Origin of the sequence: Roseateles sp. (assembly GCF_039595295.1) — a bacterium.
GTDB lineage: Bacteria > Pseudomonadota > Gammaproteobacteria > Burkholderiales > Burkholderiaceae_C > Roseateles.
Genome location: NZ_JBCNLU010000003.1, coordinates 146566 through 159812 on the forward strand (window position 1 = coordinate 146566; position 13247 = coordinate 159812).

At 67.5% G+C, this 13247-nt stretch carries 14 protein-coding genes; 7 read left to right on the top strand and 7 right to left on the bottom strand.

What is annotated here, in order from left to right; translation table 11 throughout:
• The first annotated feature begins 25 nt into the window (after positions 1-25).
• From flgA to ABDW59_RS03855, 3 genes are all read left to right on the top strand, one after another.
• On the top strand, positions 26-838 hold the full coding sequence (flgA, locus tag ABDW59_RS03845) for a flagellar basal body P-ring formation chaperone FlgA (protein WP_343628146.1): 813 nt from the start codon (positions 26-28) through the stop codon (positions 836-838).
• A 120-nt stretch (positions 839-958) separates the two neighbouring features.
• On the top strand, positions 959-1276 hold the full coding sequence (gene flgM / locus ABDW59_RS03850; protein WP_343628148.1) for a flagellar biosynthesis anti-sigma factor FlgM: 318 nt from the start codon (positions 959-961) through the stop codon (positions 1274-1276).
• A 59-nt stretch (positions 1277-1335) separates the two neighbouring features.
• Positions 1336-1725, top strand: coding sequence for a hypothetical protein (locus tag ABDW59_RS03855; RefSeq protein ID WP_343628149.1), 390 nt, complete (start codon positions 1336-1338; stop codon positions 1723-1725).
• Positions 1726-1851: 126 nt separating this feature from the next.
• Here ABDW59_RS03855 and ABDW59_RS03860 read toward each other — a convergent pair whose 3' ends face one another.
• On the bottom strand, positions 1852-2292 hold the full coding sequence (locus tag ABDW59_RS03860; RefSeq protein WP_067068127.1) for a DUF1841 family protein: 441 nt from the start codon (positions 2290-2292) through the stop codon (positions 1852-1854).
• Between the two features lie 150 nt (positions 2293-2442).
• Here ABDW59_RS03860 and ABDW59_RS03865 point away from each other — a divergent pair, with 150 nt between their 5' ends.
• On the top strand, positions 2443-3465 hold the full coding sequence (locus ABDW59_RS03865) for a hypothetical protein (RefSeq protein ID WP_343628150.1): 1023 nt from the start codon (positions 2443-2445) through the stop codon (positions 3463-3465).
• Positions 3466-3472: 7 nt separating this feature from the next.
• Here ABDW59_RS03865 and kefC read toward each other — a convergent pair whose 3' ends face one another.
• The gene (gene kefC / locus ABDW59_RS03870) at positions 3473-5371 is read right to left on the bottom strand and encodes a glutathione-regulated potassium-efflux system protein KefC (protein ID WP_343628151.1); all 1899 of its coding nucleotides are present in this window, start codon (positions 5369-5371) and stop codon (positions 3473-3475) included.
• Positions 5371-5988: an NAD(P)H-dependent oxidoreductase gene (locus ABDW59_RS03875; protein ID WP_343628153.1), complete on the bottom strand. Its 618-nt coding sequence runs from the start codon at positions 5986-5988 to the stop codon at positions 5371-5373. The genes kefC and ABDW59_RS03875 overlap by 1 nt, the downstream gene beginning before the upstream one ends.
• A gap of 61 nt (positions 5989-6049) precedes the next feature.
• Between ABDW59_RS03875 and ABDW59_RS03880 the strand changes: the two genes are divergently transcribed.
• The 3 genes from ABDW59_RS03880 to ABDW59_RS03890 all read left to right on the top strand — a co-directional run bounded on the left by ABDW59_RS03880 (position 6050) and on the right by ABDW59_RS03890 (position 8357).
• Positions 6050-6682 carry a ParA family protein gene (locus tag ABDW59_RS03880; protein ID WP_343628154.1) on the top strand — a complete coding sequence of 211 codons (633 nt, stop codon included), beginning with the start codon at positions 6050-6052 and terminating at the stop codon, positions 6680-6682.
• Positions 6683-6724: 42 nt separating this feature from the next.
• Positions 6725-7177, top strand: a complete 453-nt coding sequence (locus tag ABDW59_RS03885) for a MaoC family dehydratase (RefSeq protein WP_343628155.1) — start codon at positions 6725-6727, stop codon at positions 7175-7177.
• Between the two features lie 433 nt (positions 7178-7610).
• The gene (locus ABDW59_RS03890; protein ID WP_343628157.1) at positions 7611-8357 is read left to right on the top strand and encodes a response regulator transcription factor; all 747 of its coding nucleotides are present in this window, start codon (positions 7611-7613) and stop codon (positions 8355-8357) included.
• Between the two features lie 85 nt (positions 8358-8442).
• Here ABDW59_RS03890 and ABDW59_RS03895 read toward each other — a convergent pair whose 3' ends face one another.
• The 4 genes from ABDW59_RS03895 to ABDW59_RS03910 form a co-directional block, all read right to left on the bottom strand.
• A complete protein-coding gene (locus ABDW59_RS03895; RefSeq protein ID WP_343628159.1) occupies positions 8443-9318 on the bottom strand; it encodes a ScpA family protein in 876 nt (291 codons plus the stop codon).
• A 22-nt stretch (positions 9319-9340) separates the two neighbouring features.
• On the bottom strand, positions 9341-9544 hold the full coding sequence (locus ABDW59_RS03900) for a DUF3460 family protein (RefSeq protein ID WP_343628161.1): 204 nt from the start codon (positions 9542-9544) through the stop codon (positions 9341-9343).
• 89 nt (positions 9545-9633) lie between these two features.
• Positions 9634-11679, bottom strand: a complete 2046-nt coding sequence (gene metG / locus ABDW59_RS03905; RefSeq protein ID WP_343628163.1) for a methionine--tRNA ligase — start codon at positions 11677-11679, stop codon at positions 9634-9636.
• A gap of 109 nt (positions 11680-11788) precedes the next feature.
• A complete protein-coding gene (locus ABDW59_RS03910; RefSeq protein ID WP_343628165.1) occupies positions 11789-12820 on the bottom strand; it encodes a bile acid:sodium symporter family protein in 1032 nt (343 codons plus the stop codon).
• Between the last annotated feature and the right edge of the window lie 427 nt (positions 12821-13247).

Here is a 13247-nt window from a genome sequence, read left to right on the forward strand (position 1 = left end):
GGGCCAAGCCCTACAGTTCCGTCCCATGTCCAGAAGCTGCCCCCACACCCATGCGCAAGCGCTGCCCGCCCTGTTGGCGGGGGCGCTGCTGTCGGTCTGGCTGTTGTTCGGCGGTCTGGACGAGGCCGCCGCTCAGACCGTGCCCGCCCAGGCGGTGACGGCGCCGGTGAGCCCGCTGCTCAACAGCGACTCCTCGGGCCTGGCCGCGCTGGACGCCTCTCTTGAACAGCGTCTGCAGGTGCTGGCCATGGCTGGCGCCAAGCAGGTGGCGCCGAATCAGGCGCGGGTGGAAGTGGAGCTTGGCCGTCTGGATCCGCGCCTGCGTCTGGCCCCGTGCGCCCAGATCCAGCCCTATCTCCCGGCCGGCCAGCGCATGTGGGGCAAGACGCGGCTGGGGCTGCGCTGCCTTTCCGGCGCGACCAAATGGAATGTGACGCTGCCGCTGACCATCAAGGTCTACGGAAAGGCCTTTGTTGCGGCTTCCGACCTTCCCGCGGGGACGGTTCTGGCACAAGATCAGCTGCGTCTGGCCGAAGTCGATATTGCAGGCGAGGCCGGCGCCGTCTATACCCAAGCGGACGGCTGGGTGGGGCGGCATCTGGCCAAGCCCCTGGCCGCGGGGGAAACCCTGAGGTCGGCGGATCTGAAATTGCGCCAATGGGTGCAGCCGGGCGACCGGGTGCAGGTCATGGCCACCGGCAGCGGCTACGCCGTGGCTGGAGAAGGACAGGCGATGGGCGTCGGGCTGGAAGGCCAGGACGTCCGAGTGCGCTTCGACAACGGGCGCATGGTCACCGGGCGTACCATCGGTGAACGTCGGGTGGAGGTGTTACTGTGACGCCCCTGACCCGACCCGTTGTCGGATTTGTGAACCTCTTCCCTAAAGTCGGCTGCAAGCGGGCCGATATACCGGGTATTGGAAGGGGTCCGTCCGTGATCGGACCCGTGGAGATATCCCATGAAAATCGGTAACAGCCCAGAACTGAACGCGTACACCAAGCTGAGCAACGAGCGGACGGGTACCGCCGACGCCAGCAAGGCCAAGGCGGGCAAGGCCGGCGGCGCCGATGCGGGTTCGCAAGTGGAACTGTCCAGCACGGCCAGCAGCCTGATTGCAGGCAGCGGGTCGGAGGACGGCAGCTTCGACGCCGAGAAGGTGTCGCGCATTGCCAAGGCCATCGAGGAAGGCAAGTTCACCATCAACGCGGACGCGATCGCTGACAAGCTGATCGCCAACGCCAGCGAGATGGTGAGCCGGGCCCAACCGTCGCATTGATGGGCCGCTGAGAAAACCTGACGTCAGCGCCTGAAGACAACGAATTTTTCGTCGCCGCCATGACCGCCACCGCCGTGAACACGACCGCCGTCGACCTGGAGCAGCCGCTGCAGGACGTGGAAAGCTGCCTCAACCTGCTGGGCGAGGCGCTGCATCGACGCGACTCGGCGGCCATCGAGTTGCATGCCGCCTCGCTGCACTTGGCGCTGGCGCAGGCGATTGAGCAGTTCACCGCCGCCGCCCGCAACGGCACCGTTCCCGCCAGCCTGCGCACCCGGCTGATGCAAGCCGGCGGCCGCGTGGCCGCTCAGCGCGAGTCGCTGGCCCGGGCCACCGCTGCGCTGGATCGCGCCATTGACGTGCTGATGCCGGGCGAGCCCACCGGGCTGTACGGCGCTTCCGGCAAGAACGAGCGCAAGTCGGCCTTCGGCGGCTCCATCCAGGCCTGAGCCAGAAACACGCAGGAAGCTTCCGACCCGCTCGAGAAACCGCTCCCTGAATGAAGAAAGCCACGCGTTGCGTGGCTTTTCTGCTTTTTTGCGTCCGAAGCGGCGCCGGGTCGGCGCCGAGGCCGCTCAGGTCGGTGTGCGCGTCGCCTTGCGACGCAGGCAGTCCAGGTAGGCGTGACCATCCGGCGGCAGGCCGCTGCGCTGGGACGACCAGATCATCTCGCCCAGACACTCCATCGCCTCGTGATGGGCCTCATGCAGCGACTGGCGGCGAGCGGCCAGCAGGTCCAGCGCCTGGCGCACGCCGGTGGGCTGGTCGATCTGGTGCTGCTCGATCAGGCTCAGGTGCATGGACAGGTGCAGGAAGGGATTCGTGCGCCCGTCCTCGACGGTGTAGACCGCTGCCAGCGCCGCGTCTTCGTCGGCCAGCTCCTCGTGGTACTCCGGGTGCTGTTCGATCCAGTCCGCGGCGATGGCTTCCATCGGTGTCAGGGGCAGGCGGTCGCGCTGCTTGCGGTAGGTCTGGCAGAAGAAACGCCGGACCTCGAGTTGGGAAGGGGCAAACATAAGGGCGCGATTGTCGCCGGACGCGCCAGGCCTTGTCCGCTGGAGGTGTTCCAGCGCCTGCCGTCCGGGAGAGGGGATGCGTCGGGGTTGTCATGTACCCCAGGGGAGGGCGTCGACTGAACGGGCTTCGTCATTTTGTGGAGCCTTGACATGCCCCGCCTCTCTCTCATTGCCCTGTCCATGCTGGCAGCGATGTCCGTGCAGACCGCTGCGCTCGCGCAGACCCATGTGGACAGTCCGGCGCTCAGGGCATCGCTCCTTACTGGCGATCTGAGGTCAATCGCGACCGATCTGCGTTGCACGCTCCCGGTGTTGGCTGAATCCGCCGAGGGCCCCGCCGCACCAGCGCTGAAAGGACCACGCGATGCCTCTGAATGGATGGCCTTGTCACAACAGCTCCAGACAGTCTTGATCGAGGGAGCGATGGCGCTTGAGCAGTTGCGTGATCACGGAGACGAGAACGCGGGTCGGGCGGTGTCCGACGAACTCGACTTCTCGATCCAAACCTTCTGGACCCTCAGCGATCAGATCGCTGCCGATCGAGGGGTCGCGCCAGCCGGCCGCACATTCGCCCTTCCACCCGTCAAGGGGACGACACTGTCGGAGTTCCAGCGAGAGCTGGGACGCTTGGCGGCGCAGTTGATCCCGGTTTTCCAAGCTGAGGGGATTGCCATGGATGCACCGGCCCCGGCGCGATCGGCCGATGAGCCTGAAGCGGTGTGGCGGATCCGGCGCATGATGGCGTGCGTCGCCGAACGCTTGGCGGAGACGAGCTCGATCCATCTGTGGGCATCGAGGGACGCGTCACCCGTGGCGCGCTTGCCGGAGACTGTCGAGTCCCGGAGCGCTTACATCAGGACGCTGCAGTCCCATGCCTGGCTCCTGAAGGACGCAAGCGCGTCGCTGTTCCAGGTCCGCAAGCGATTTGAAGAGGCATCGTCGCCGGTCCGAACGGGTCTGGCGCGAATGCAAGGGCTGGTCGTGTGGACGGCGGTGCTCACCGATCGCTTGTTCGAGGTGGCCGCGCCCAGCGCAAGACCCGAGGACGGGCAGCCCATTCGCCTGGCCTATCAGACCGCAGGGATTGCAACGCTGTTCGATGACATCGCCCGTCTCGCGCCGCGTATCCAAAAGCTGGCCTCGGCGGCTGTGCCGCCCGAGCCGAAGCCTTGAATCCCTGTCAGGCCTTGTCCGGCTGGGGATGCTCGGGTGAGGCGCCCAGCGGCGCCGCGCCCGGCGGCATCGACGGCTCCTGCCAAGGCCGCGTGCCTTGACCGTCGGCCAGCGCGCGTCGCTCGGCGGCCAGACGCTCCTCCAACTGCTCCCGGCCACGCTTGGACATCGCGATCAGCGTGTCCAGGTCGCCGCGGTGCGGGCGCATCTCCTCGGTCTGCTCGACCGTGTGGCGGCGGAAACGCCACGCCATCTGGCGCGCCGCGTGCGGCGTCCAGCCGATCTGCTCGAGCACGCTGCGCGCGCTCATCAGCGCGGAGTCCAGCGTCTCGCGCTCGATGAGCTCCACGCCCAGCTCGCGCAGCGCGTAGTAATGCTGGACGTTGCGCGCCCGGGCCACGATGGTCAGGTGTGGGAAGTGCTGGCGCGCGATCTCGGCGATCTTGACGCTGTGGTTGAAGTCGTCGACCGCCAGCACCAGCACGTGGGCCGTCTCGGCGCCGGCGATGCGCAGCAGCTCCAGCCGCGTCGCGTCACCCCAGAACACCCGCCAGCCGAAGCGCCGCAGCGATTCCACCGTGTCGGCGTCGTGGTCCAGCACCGTCGCCGGGATGCCGTTGGCGAACAGCATGCGGCCGATGATCTGCCCGTAGCGTCCGAAGCCGGCAATGATGATCTTGGAGTCCTGCGGCTCGGTGAGCTCGTGCGGGGACTTGCGCTCGATCTGGCCGGCGCGGCGCTGGGCCCAGGCGAGCAGCGCGGGCGTCAGCGCCAGCGACAACGCCACCGCCGCCACCAGCACCGAACGCTGCGCCGAGTCGATCAGCGTGGCCTGCTCGGCCAGCTGGAAGACCACGAAGCCGAACTCGCCGCCCTGCGCCAGCAGGATGACGAAGACCGCGCGCTCCGGTCGCGGCAGGCCCATCAACCGGCCCAGGATCGCCAGCACCAAGCCTTTGCACAGCCACAGCGCGCCGAGCAGGCCCAGCACCGCGAAAGGCTGGTGCCACAGCACCGTCAGGTCCAGGCCCATGCCCACGGCGATGAAGAACATGCCCAGCAGCAGGCCCTTGAAGGGCTCCAGATCGGCCTCCAGCGCGCGGCGGTACTCGCTCTCGGCGAGCAGCACGCCGGCGGCGAAGGCGCCCAGCGCCATCGACAGCCCGACCTTCTGCATCAGCATCGCCGCCGCCAGCACCAGCAGCAGCGAGGCGGCGGTGAAGATCTCCGGCGTGCCGCTGCGCGCGATCCAGCGCAGCAGCGGACGTAGCAGCAGCCGGCCGCCCAGCACGATGGCCACCAGCGCCGCGATCGCCAGCCAGATGCGCGTGCCCGAGTGGCCCGCCGCGGGCCGGCCCTGGCTCGCCAGGATGGGCACCAGCGCCAGCACCGGGATCGCCGCAATGTCCTGCAGCAGCGCCACGCTGATGACGCTCTGACCGGCGCGGGTGCCGCCCAGGTTCTTCTCGCTCAGCACCGCCAGCGCCACCGCCGTCGACGACATCGCCAGACCCAGCGCCGCGATGACCGCCGCATGCCAGTCCGTGTCGATCAGGAAGGCCGGCGCCAGCAGCAGCGCCGCGCAGCCCAGCATCTGCGCCGAGCCCCAGCCGAAGATGGGCCGCCGCAGCGCCCACAGGCGCTTGGGCTCCAGCTCCAGGCCGACCAGGAACATCATGAGCACCACGCCGAACTCGCCGACCTCCAGCACCGTCGCCGGCTCGCTGATCAGCCCCAGCACCTGCGGCCCCAGCAGCACGCCCGCGACCAGGTAGCCCAGGATGGACCCCAGCTTCAGCCCGCGCGCCAGCGGCACCGCGAGCACCGCCGCGGCCAGCAGCACCAGCGGCGTGAACAACCAGTTGCCATGTACGGCATGCGTCGTCGCTTCCATCGTCGCTTGCATCAGACCGGCACTCCTTCCTGGTTGGCGGGGCGCTCGTCGTCGGGCACGGACTCCTGCGCGGGCTCGGGCTGGCGCTCGCACCATTCGGGCAGTTCGCGCAGGCCCTCGAGGAAGACACGCGCATGGGCCTGGACCTGCTCGGCCGAGGCCTTCTGCGCCCCGTGCAGCACCAGCGGCGGCAGGAAGCGCATGCCGCACAGCGCCGCGGTCTGGGCATAAGGGAGCAGGAAATCACCGACCGGATGACGGTTGTAGCCCTCGGCACTGTAGGAATGCGCGCTGCCGCCGGTGGAGCTCACCAGCCACAGGTCCTTCCCATGCAACGCATGGCCGGCCTGGCCGTAGGCGAAGCCCACGCTCAGCACCTCGTCCACCCACAGCTTCATCAGCGCGGGCATGCCGTACCAGTGCATCGGGTGCAGCCAGACCAACATCTCGGCGTCGCGCAGGGCGTCCTGCTCGGCTTGCGTGTCGATGGAGTAATCGGGATAGAGCGCATACAGGTCGCGGACCCGCACGTTGGGCAGGCCGTGCGCGGCCGACAGCAGCGCGCGGGTGATGCGGGAATGGGCGAGGTCCGGGTGCGCGGCCAGGATCAGGATGGACGGGGAGCTCATGGCGGCGGATTTTGCGGTATCGCCTAAGATCCCGCGCACCTCATCGAGGAGAGGAGAGGCCATGCCGGTGATCCTGGTCGCCAACCCCAAGGGCGGGGTCGGCAAGAGCACGCTCGCGAGCAACATCGCGGGCTTCCTGGCGCATCGCGGCCATGCCGTGATGCTGGGCGACATCGATCGCCAGCAGTCCTCGGCGCGCTGGCTGGGCCAGCGGCCCGCGACACTGCCGGCGATCCGCGGCTGGGCGCTGGAATCGACCGAGCAACTGCGCACGCCCAAGGGCGTCTCGCATGCCGTGCTGGACACGCCGGCGGGGCTGCACGGGAAGAAGCTGGCCCAGGCGCTGAAAGTCGCGGACCGCGTGGTGGTGCCGCTGCAGCCCTCGCTCTTTGACATCCAGGCGACATACGACTTCGTGCGCGGGCTGCAAGATGCGGCGCAGGATCGACGCGCCCCCGCCATCGGCCTGGTGGCGATGCGGGTGCGCGAGGGGACCCTGTCGCAGCAGCAACTGCACCAGTTCATCGAGCAGCTCGGGCTGCCGCTGCTGGCCGAGTTGCGCGACACCCAGAACTACGTCCAGCTCGCCGCGCGCGGGCTGACGCTCTGGGACATCGCCCCCGGGCGCGTGGCGCGCGATCTGGAGCAATGGCAACAACTTTGCGCCTGGCTGGAGCGAGCGGATACCGCATGACGCGACGCATGACCCCGGGCGCCTGAACGACAGGAGACCGGCATGCGCGTGTTCGAGAAGCTGGAGGATCTCGAGGCCCTGGTGGGGCAGGAGATCGGGGTGTCTGACTGGATCGCGGTGGCGCAGCCCCGCATCCAGGCCTTTGCCGACGCCACCGAAGACCAGCAATGGATCCACACCGAGCCCGAGCGCGCTGCCGCCGGGCCCTTCGGCACGACGATCGCGCATGGCTTCCTGACGCTGAGCCTGCTGCCGCGCTTCTATCAGACGGCCTTCCGCGTGGAGGAGGTCCGCATGGGCCTGAACTACGGCCTGGACCGGGTGCGCTTCCCGGCGCCGGTGCCGGTGGACAGCCGGTTGCGCGGGCGCTTCGTGCTCAAGAAGCTGGAGGCCATCGAGGGCGGCGTGCAGATGATGGTGGAGGTCACCGTGGAGCGCGAGGGCGGCGGCAAGCCGGTCTGCGTGGCGGAGTCGCTGACCCGCCAGATGCGCTGATGGCTTGGCATGGCGCGGCACCTCCTGCGCCAGCGACGCCAGGGGGATGTCGTGCTCGTCGGCGTGTCCCTGATTCCCCCTTCATGCCCGCTTCGGAGGGACGGCATCGAAACGCCGCTGTGCGATTCGCGCGACGACACACTCGGGCGGCAATCGCGCGATGGTGTCGTTTCCATCACTTGCTTCACCGGTTTTAGCCCCTGAAACACTCGGTAGAGGCCCGTCACCCGGGGATACCCGCGCGTGCGACGTTCCGTTGTAAAGATCGCTAATAGAACTTTCCGACGCTTGCGATGCCACCGTAAGGGGGAGTGCCGGTGCTGGATCGCACGCCTATGATCGGCGCCTCTCTGACGCTTGTCGCGGGGAGCACAGGAGGAAGGGTCCGACGACGGGCCCTCCCGGAAACGGAACGAACGAAGGAGACACACGCGTGCGGGTTTTGCTGATCGATGATCACCCCTTGATCCTGGCCGCGCTGCAGACCGTCATTCAGGGTCTGGGCGACGACGTGCAGGTGCTGGGTGCCGACAGCGCGGCTCAGGCGCGTGACACGCTGAAGTCGCGTCAGGATTTCGATCTGGTGCTGCTGGATCTGAATCTGGGCGACGCCAGCGGGTTCGACGTGCTGGAAGAGTTCCGCGCTCAATATCCGTCGCTGCCGGTGGTGGTCATCTCGGCCTCCGACCGCGCCAGCGACGTCATCCGGGCGATCGACCAGGGCGCCATGGGCTTCATCCCCAAGCGCACCAGCAATGAAGTGCTGGCGCAGGCGCTGAAGCTGGTGATGTCGGGCGGCATCTACGTGCCGCCGATGTCGCTGGGCTCCGAGTCCCCGACGGAGCCGGAGCCAGTTCCGCTGGCCGACGGCCCGGGCCACTCGGTCGGCACCAAGCTGCAGCAGGTGCATGCGCTGGCCAGCCAGGCCGGCTATCAGACCACCGCCGGCCTCGAGAGCCTGCAGCTGACCCCGCGCCAGACCGATGTGCTGGCGCTGCTGCTTCAGGGCAAGCCCAACAAGATCATCGCCCGCGAGCTGGGCGTGTCGGTCGAGACCATCAAGGACCACGTCGCCGCCGTGCTCAAGGCGCTGGGCGTGAGCTCCCGGACCCAGGCGGTGCTGGCGGTCGGCCAGATGGTGCAGCGGCAGCCGAGTACGGTGTTCACGACCTTCCGCTGAACGCTCCACGGCCTTCTCGAAGGCTCAAACAAAACGACCTCCCATGCGGAGGTCGTTCTGCTTTGAGAAGGACCTCGGCGCGCGTTCAGCTCGGCGAGTAAGCCAGTCGCACGTAAATGGGCGCGAAGGCCTCGGCCTGCGTGATCTCCAGCAGCCGCTCGCGCGCGAGCTCCAGCATCGCGATGAAGGACACGACCAGCACCTGCGGTCCGCGGTCCAGCTCGAAGAGATCCTCGAACTCGACGAAGCGCTGCCCTTGCAACTTGCGTAGCAGATGGCTCATGTACTCGCGCACCGAGAGCTGCTCGCGCGAGATCTTGTGGTGCTGATTGAGCTTGGCCCGCCGCATCAGATCGGCCCAGGCGGCCCGCAGATCCTCGACGTTGACGTCGGGCAGCCGCGGGGCGAGCGACTGCTCGATGTGGATCTGCACCCGCAGGAAGTCGCGGCCCAGCACCGGCATCTGGTCCAGCCGCACGGCGGCCTGCTTCATCTGCTCGTACTCGAGCAGGCGCCGCACCAGCTCCGCGCGCGGATCCTCGGGCTCCTCGCCCTCCGCGACCTTCTTGGGCGGGAGCAGCATCCGCGACTTGATCTCGATGAGCATCGCCGCCATCAGCAAGTATTCGCTGGCCAGCTCCAGGTTGTGCTTGCGCAGTTGCTCGACGTAGCTCAGGTACTGACGCGTGACGTCGGCCAGCGGGATGTCCAGGATATTGAAGTTCTGCTTGCGGATCAGATACAGCAGCAGGTCCAGCGGCCCCTGGAACGCGTCCAGAAAGACCTCCAGCGCATCCGGCGGGATGTACAGGTCCTGAGGGAGCGCGAACAGCGGCTCCCCGTACAGCCGCGCGACCGCGACGTGGTCGACGATCTCGGGCGTGGAAGCGCCGCCGCCCTGATCCGCCGGGTCGTCCGGCAGCGTCAGGGCGGTGTCTGGCTTGTCGTCGGCGTTGCTCATCGCGCCGCGGCGACCGGCATCGTCACTCGGACTTCGTCTGGTAGACGTAAGCCTGTTGCGAGACGCGCGCCTCGTTGTAGTCGGCTTGGGCCTTGCGGTCCTGCTCGCGGTCCCACAGCAGGGCGCGGCCGGCGCGCTGCTCGGCTTCCAGCGTCGGCTTCTTGGCCTTCAGCTCGTCGATGAAGTTGGTGATCTCGGACTTGTAGGGCTTCCAGAACAGCGGCATGGTCGTCTCGTGATGTCGTGAAGACAAATTCGTTCAAAAACTGGGGGCGATTCTATGAGGTCGCCCCCAATGCGGGGTCAGGGGCGGGCTCAGCGCACGCGCATCCCCGGCTGCGCGCCGGGGAAGGGCTCCAGCACGAAGATGCCGGGATTGGCCTTCTCGTCCGCGTGGCTGGCGGCCAGCACCATGCCCTCGGACACGCCGAACTTCATCTTGCGCGGCGCCAGGTTAGCCACCATCACCGTGAGCTTGCCTTCCAGCTGCTCGGGTTGATAAGCGCTGCGGATGCCGCTGAAGACGTTGCGCAGCCGGCCCTCGCCGACGTCCAGCGTCAGGCGCAGCAGCTTGTCGGAGCCGTCCACCAGCTCAGCCTTCACGATCTTGGCGATGCGCAGGTCGACCTTGCTGAAGTCGTCGATCTTGATCTCGGGGGCGAGATCCTCGCCGCCGGGGATGACCTTGGGCGGGGCGGGCGGCTCGAACAGCGCGTCCAGCAGCTTGGGGTCGACGCGTTGCAGCAGATGCTCGTAGCCGCCGATCTTGTGGGCGCCGAGCGCGCGGTCCGCGTCGTCGAAGCTCATCGGGGCGACCTGCAGGAAGGACTCGACCTTGGCCACGAGCGCGGGGAGCACCGGCTTCAGGTAGATCGACAGCAGTCGGAAGGCCTCGATGCAGACGGTGCAGACGTCCTGCAGCACCTGATCCTTGCCCTCGAGCTTGGCCAGCTCCCAGGGCTTGTTCTGGTCGACGTACTCGTTGACACGGTCGGCCAGCAGCATGATCTCGCGCAGCGCCTTGCCGAACTCGCGGGTCTCGTAGAGCTCGACGATGGTCGCCTTGTGGGCGCGCAGACCGTCCAGCAGCGCGCGGCCCTCGACGCCCACATCCGAGGACAGTTGGCCGTCGAAGCGCTTGGACAGGAAGCCCGCCGCGCGGCTGGCGATGTTGATGTACTTGCCGACCAGGTCCGAGTTGACGCGGGCGACGAAGTCGTCCGGATTGAAGTCGACGTCCTCGACCTTGCTGTTGAGCTTGGCGGCCAGGTAGTAGCGCAGCCACTCGGGGTTCATGCCCAGGGCCAGGTACTTCATCGGGTCCAGGCCGGTGCCGCGGCTCTTGGACATCTTCTCGCCGCCGTTGACCGTCAGGAAGCCGTGCACGAAGACGTGGTTGGGCGTCTTGCGGCCGCTGAACTTCAGCATCGCCGGCCAGAACAGGGTGTGGAAGTAGGTGATGTCCTTGCCGATGAAATGGATCTGCTCGGTGGACTCGTCCTTCACGAACGCGTCGAAGTCGCGGCCGGTCTTGCCGAAGTAGTTCTTCAGCGACGCGAGATAGCCGATGGGCGCGTCCAGCCAGACGTAGAAGTACTTGCCCGGCGCGTCGGGGATCTCGATGCCGAAGTAGGGGGCGTCACGGCTGATGTCCCAGTCGCCCAGGCCGCCGTTGCCGTCCTCGTCCTTGGTGAACCACTCCTTGATCTTGTTGAGCACCTCGGGCTGCAGCCGGCCGGGCGTCTGCGTCCATTGCTCGAGGAACTCCACGCAGCGTGGATCCGACAGCTTGAAGAAGTAATGCTCGGAGCTCTTCATCACCGGCGTCGCGCCGGTCAGCACCGAGAACGGATTCTTCAGTTCGGTGGGCGTGTAGACCGCGCCGCAGACCTCGCAGGAATCGCCGTACTGGTCCTTGGCGCCGCACTTCGGGCACTCGCCCTTGATGAAGCGGTCGGGCAGGAACATCGACTTCTGCGGATCGAAGAACTGCTCGATGGTCTTCACCGAGATCAGCTCGTTGGCGCGCAGCGCACGGTAGATCTCCTTGGACAGCTCGTGGTTCTCGGCGCCGTCGGTCGAGTGCCAGTTGTCGAAGCTGATGTGGAAGCCGTCCAGATACGGCTTGCGGCCCGAGGCGATGTCGGCCACGAACTGCTGCGGGGTCTTCCCGGCCTTCTCGGCCGCGATCATGATCGGCGCGCCGTGGGCGTCGTCGGCGCAGACGAAATGCACTTCGCTGCCCATCATTCGCTGGAAGCGCACCCAGATGTCGGCCTGGGTGTACTCCATGATGTGGCCAATGTGGAAATTCGCATTGGCGTACGGGAGGGCGGTGGTGACGAAGAGCTTGCGTGTCATGGCGCGATAAGAGCCTGGCGAAAGGCTGCCGGTGCGTGCAGCGGTCCCGCGAAGCCGGGCGCCCGCGAGGCAATCCCGGCAACGGGGAAGGAACCGGCGATTTTAGGCGTCAGACGGACGCGCCGTTGGCGTTCTGCGCCCGGGCCGGGGCGGCGCTCGCCGGGACCTGCAGCCGCGCCGCGTAGCGCTGGGCCAGCCAGGAGCACAGGATCAGCTGCAACTGGTGATAGAACATGATGGGCAGCACGATCACGCCCACCGCCGGATGCGCGCCGAACAGCAGCTTGGCCATGGGCACGCCCGAGGCGAGCGTCTTCTTGGAGCCGCAGAACACCGCGGCGATCTCGTCCTCCACCGACAGGCCCATCGCCCGCGCGGCCAGGCGGCTCAGCACGATGACGGCGCCCAGGAAGAGCGCGGCGCCCAGCGCGGCCTTGATCAGCAGCTCGGCCCCATGGTCCCGCCACAGCCCGGAAGCCACCGAGTCGCTGAAGGCCGACAGCACCAGCAGCACGATGACCCAGCGGTCGATCAGCGCGACACGCGCCTTGTGCTTCGCGTGAAAGCCCGCCAGCAGCGGCCGCAGCAGCTGACCCGCGATCAGCGGGAGCAGCAGCAGCTCGGTCAGCTTCCAGACTGCTTCGCCGAAGGGCAGGGTGGCGCCGCTGGCGCCGGACATCAGCGCCACCAGGGCCGGCGTCAGCACGATGCCCAGCAGGCTGGAGGCGCTGGCGTTGAAGATCGCGGCGGGCACGTTGCCCTTGGCCAGCACCGTCATCGCGACGGAGGAGGAGATCGTCGACGGCAGCGCGCACAGGTAGGCGAAGCCCAGGGCCAGGTCTTGCGGCAACCAGCGCCCGAACAGTTTCATGAAGCCCCACCAGAGCAGCGGGAACAGCACGAAGGTGCTGAGTTGCACGAGCAGATGCACGCGCCACTTGAGCGCCCCATCGCGCAGCGCTGCGGCGGACAGTCCCAGGCCGGTGAGGAAGAACACCAGCGCCACGCCCCAGTTGCTCACCGCCTGCAGCTGCAGCAGGCCGCCGCTGCGGCCCAGGTCCGGCCAGATGCTGGCCAGACAGACCGCGCCGACCAGCGCCAGCAGAAACCATTCCTTGCGGATCCGGGAGAGCACGCCCATCGCATCACCTTTGCTGCGTGGCCGGTCGGGGCAGGCGCGCCGCCCGGCTGGGAGAGCCGCCCCGCAGGCCGATCAAATGCGGGACTCTAGCGGGATCGGCACTTGCCCGGTTGTCATCAGGCCTGCCGGGAGGCGATTGACGCTGGTCCGCGAACGCTGTCCGCCCCCGGATGTCCGATTCGTGACGCTCGATGGTGCATTCATGACGGCAATCGCCCCGATGGACTTCGAGCCGCACACCGGACCGCGACTGGACTTGTAACGGCTCCACCCCCTGTCGCCGGTCGCCGACACCCTCCGCGGGGTGGGAAAACGCCGGCCCAAGCTCGTCCGGCGGTTCAAGGTCGGACGCTAAAGCCTTGATTTCAAAGACCCGAGGAAGCCATCCACAGATGCTGTGGATAACTATGTGGGAAACCTGCCCACC